The sequence below is a fragment of the uncultured Sphingomonas sp. genome (assembly GCF_937859915.1).
GTDB lineage: Bacteria > Pseudomonadota > Alphaproteobacteria > Sphingomonadales > Sphingomonadaceae > Solisphingomonas.
The window spans coordinates 1-3,976 of the sequence record NZ_CALMAW010000048.1; the positions used below are offsets into that span (position 1 = coordinate 1).

The following is a 3,976-nucleotide window of genomic DNA, read 5'->3' on the forward strand; positions in this document are numbered from 1 at the left end:
ATCCCGGCTACGGCTGGCGGCAGAACAAGGGCTATGGCACCGCCCAGCATCGCGAGGCGCTCGGCCGGCTCGGAGTGACGCCGCTGCACCGGGGGAGCTTCGGTCCGGTTGCGCAGCTCTGCCTCGCGCTATGACGACTGCCGAATTTGATGTCCCGCCGAGTCTTACCGGTCACACCACCACAGATTGAGTCTGACGATTCGGCGAGGCGCTAGATCATGTGCCCGGTCGGCGCGCGAAACGTTTCACAACCCGCGACTCGCGAGGAATCCGGGCTTTTTCGCTTGACCGGGAGTCTTCGCCGACTCACTTTGCGCGCACAAACGGCAGCGCGGGACGGACTTCATGCAGCAATTCGACATCGGCGCGTCGTCGCCCCTCGCCCGGGCGCGGAGCGCGGCCGGCGTCTTGCCGCTCGACCAGATCATCCGCGGGGACTGCATCGCGGCGATGGCGGCGCTGCCCGACAAGTCGATCGACTGCATCTTTGCCGATCCGCCCTACAATTTGCAGCTTGGCGGCGACCTGTTCCGTCCCGATGGCAGCCAGGTGGACGCGGTCGACGACGATTGGGACAAGTTCGAGAGCTATGCGAGCTATGATCGTTTCACCACGGCGTGGCTCGCGCAGGCGCGGCGCATCCTGAAGGACAATGGCACGATCTGGGTGATCGGCAGCTATCACAATATCTTCCGCGTCGGTGCTGCGATCCAGGACGAGGGCTTCTGGATCCTCAATGATATCGTCTGGCGCAAGGCGAATCCGATGCCCAATTTCCGCGGCACGCGCTTTACCAACGCGCACGAGACGCTGATCTGGGCGGCCAAGTCCGAGACGGCGCGCTACACCTTCAATTATCAGGCGATGAAGGCGCTCAACGACGATCTGCAGATGCGTTCGGACTGGAGCTTCCCGATCTGCGGCGGTGGCGAACGGCTCAAGGACGATGCCGGCGACAAAGCGCATCCGACCCAGAAGCCCGAGGCGCTGCTCTACCGCGTGCTGCTCGCGACAACCAAGCCGGGCGACGTCGTGCTCGATCCCTTCTTCGGGACCGGGACGACGGGGGCGGTCGCCAAGCGGCTCGGGCGCCGCTGGATCGGGATCGAGCGCGAAGCCAAATATATTCGCGTGGCGCGCGAGCGGATCGCCGCCGCGCTGCCGCTCGACGAGAGCGCGATGACGATCATGCCGACCAAACGCACCGCGACACGCGTGCCCTTTGGCGCGCTGCTCGAGGCGGGGATGATCCTGCCGGGCGCCACCGTCGTCGACTCTCGCCGCCGCTGGCAGGCGAGCGTCCGCGCCGACAGCTCATTGCTGCACGAGACCCGCAGCGGCTCAATCCACAAGCTCGGCGCTGAACTGCAGGGTGCGCCGTCGTGCAACGGCTGGACCTTCTGGCATGTCGAACGCGCCGGCAAGCTCGAGCCGATCGATACGCTGCGCCAGGCCTATATCGCGAGCCGACCGGCGGCATGATCGCGGCGGAGATCGCGCGCGCCGGCCGCACCGCGCAGATCTATCTCCGGCCGACGGGCTTCGTCGACAGCCCGATCGGCTATGACGGGCAGACGCTGCGGCTGGCCGGCGGCTTGGTCTGGTTCGCGATGGTCGAGGCGATCGCGGCTGGGCTTGGCGGGCGTTTCGCCACCGCGCTCGTGCCGGTCGAGCGGATCGAGGATTTCGTCGACAGCCTGCCCGAACCGCAGTCGACGTCGGCCAAGCGGCAACTCGCCCGGCTGGTAGCGCACCGCACGCCGCTGACGCTCGGCGAGCGCATCGTCCGGCTCGACCAGCCGCAGGTCATGGGTATCCTGAACGTTACTCCCGACAGTTTCTCGGACGGCGGCGGGCTCGCCGGCGATCCGAGCGCCGCGGCGGACCGCGCGATCGCGATGAGCGAGGCCGGCGCCGCGATCGTCGACATCGGCGGCGAGTCGACGCGGCCCGGGGCGAAGCCTTTATGGGAAGGCGACGAGATCGCGCGTGTCGTGCCCGCGATCGAGCGGCTGCGTCATGCCGGCATTGCGCTCTCGCTCGACACGCGAAAAGGCGCGGTGATGGCGGCGGGCCTTGGCGCCGGGGCGCATATGATCAACGACGTCGCCGCGCTGACCTACGACCCTTCGGCGATCGAAGCGGCGGTGGCGACCACCTACCCGATCGTGCTGATGCATCACCAGGGGGCGCCCGAGACGATGCAGCAGGACCCGCGCTACCGCGACGCGCTGCTCGACGTCTACGACTGGCTCGAGGCGCGGGTCGATGCGGTGGTGGCCGCCGGCGTTGCGCGCGAACGGCTGCTGATCGATCCTGGTATCGGATTCGGCAAGTCGTTGAGGCACAATCTGGCGATCCTCAACGGGCTGTCGTTGTTCCACGCGCTCGGTCTGCCGATCGTGCTGGGCGCCAGCCGCAAACGGACGATCGGCGCGCTTGCGAATGAGGCGCCCGTCGAACAGCGCCTCGGCGGATCGATCGCACTCGCGCTGCTGGGCGCCAAACAGGGCATTCAGTTGCTGCGCGTGCACGATGTCTTCGAGACGGTACAGGCGCTGCGCGTCTGGCGTGGCCTGCGCGATGCGGCGCTGACCCCGGGCTGATCGCTCAGTTCGGGACGGCGGGCGGATCCTGCATCTTCCACTGCTCGACGCCGCGCCGCGCCTGCTGGACGAAGCGTGACCGTTTGACCCCCCAGAGAAACAGGTTGCCGAGGATCCAGCCGACCGGGCGCATCGGCCGGCGGAACTGGACGAGCAGCACGACGCGGATCTCGTCGGTGTCGTTGAGCACCTCATGTTGGTACATGTCGTCGAACACGATCGCCTTGCCTTCAGACCAGGTGACTCGCTGGCCGTCGACGTGCATCGCGCAATCCTCGGCCTTCTGCGGGACCTTGAGACCGAGATGGCAGGTCAGGAAAGCCTTGGTGACGCCGGTGTGCGGCGGAATGTGCGTGCCGGGCGCCAGGATCGAGAACAGCGCGGAGTTGAGCCCCGGCACCTTGGCGATCATCGCCGCGGTCTTCGGGCACGCGTCGCAATTGGCCTCGACCCGATAGCCATAGCCACACAGGAAGAAGGACCGCCACTTGCCCGCCGGCGCGATCCGCCGATGGTCGGGCGAGATTTCGGCGAGCGGGGGGATCTTGTTGAGATCCTGCAATACGACCGAGGCTTCGGCCTGGATCTCGCGCCAGCGCGCCTCGAACTCGGCGATCCAAGGAAAATCGGTCGGCTGGTAGAAGGGATGGTTGCCGATCCGCGACGATTTGGCGACGATGTTGTTGATCCGCGGCTGCAGATATTTGCCGAGGCGCATGATCAACGGCTTCTTCGGCACCAGCGCCGAGCTCGGGGTCGGCGGAAGCGGTGTCGCGGCATCGGTTAAAGTCTTGGCCGGGCTCGACATATTCGGGTTAAGCTCGCAACGGAATGAGGACCGGCGGTGGTTGTAGACGGGCGCGGCGATCACGCCAAGCCATTGGCGTGCCGATTGCACACGGGGCAGGTTCGGCTATGCTCCGGGGCGGACGAATAGGGGAGTTGGTCCATCACTCGGTTGCATCTTGATCGCGAGCGGCTGCGCGCCCGCTGGCGCGTTACGCTGATCGCTTTGCTGTTGATCGTCTATCTGGTGCTGCACGGGCTTTGGCGGTTGTTCGGCCGGTTCTCGCCTTGGCCGACGGTCTTTCTGCGCCGTGCCGGCCATGCCGCGGGTGTCGATGTGCGCGTTACCGGGGCGCCCGTCCGTCACAATGTGCTCCTCGTCGCCAACCATCTGAGCTGGCTGGACATATTGATCCTCGCCGGGGCCAGCGGCACGCGCTTCGTCGCCAAGGACGATGTCGCGCGATGGCCGCTCTTCGGATTCCTGTCCGGACTCAACCGTACCGTTTACGTGTCGCGCAGCCAACGTGCCGAGGTGCGGGCGCAGGCGGATCTCCTGCGTGCGGCACTGGCCGAAGGTCAGC

At 66.7% G+C, this 3,976-nt stretch carries 4 protein-coding genes and 1 pseudogene; 4 read left to right on the forward strand and 1 reads right to left on the reverse strand.

Going from position 1 to position 3,976, the window contains the following annotated elements:
* From Q0326_RS06740 to folP, 3 genes and pseudogenes are all read left to right on the forward strand, one after another.
* Positions 1-134: pseudogene (locus Q0326_RS06740) on the forward strand (ribonuclease HII); the annotation flags it as partial.
* A gap of 211 nt (positions 135-345) precedes the next feature.
* A complete protein-coding gene (locus Q0326_RS06745) occupies positions 346-1,482 on the forward strand; it encodes a site-specific DNA-methyltransferase (RefSeq protein ID WP_298688450.1) in 1,137 nt (378 codons plus the stop codon).
* Entirely contained in the window at positions 1,479-2,606 is a 1,128-nt protein-coding gene (gene folP / locus Q0326_RS06750; protein WP_298688452.1) for a dihydropteroate synthase, read from the forward strand. Before Q0326_RS06745 ends, folP begins: the two co-directional genes overlap by 4 nt.
* A gap of 4 nt (positions 2,607-2,610) precedes the next feature.
* Here folP and Q0326_RS06755 read toward each other — a convergent pair whose 3' ends face one another.
* The gene (locus tag Q0326_RS06755) at positions 2,611-3,414 is read right to left on the reverse strand and encodes an aspartyl/asparaginyl beta-hydroxylase domain-containing protein (RefSeq protein WP_298688454.1); all 804 of its coding nucleotides are present in this window, start codon (positions 3,412-3,414) and stop codon (positions 2,611-2,613) included.
* A gap of 210 nt (positions 3,415-3,624) precedes the next feature.
* Here Q0326_RS06755 and Q0326_RS06760 point away from each other — a divergent pair.
* A partial coding sequence (locus Q0326_RS06760) for a lysophospholipid acyltransferase family protein (RefSeq protein ID WP_298688456.1) occupies positions 3,625-3,976 on the forward strand: 352 nt, incomplete at its 3' end.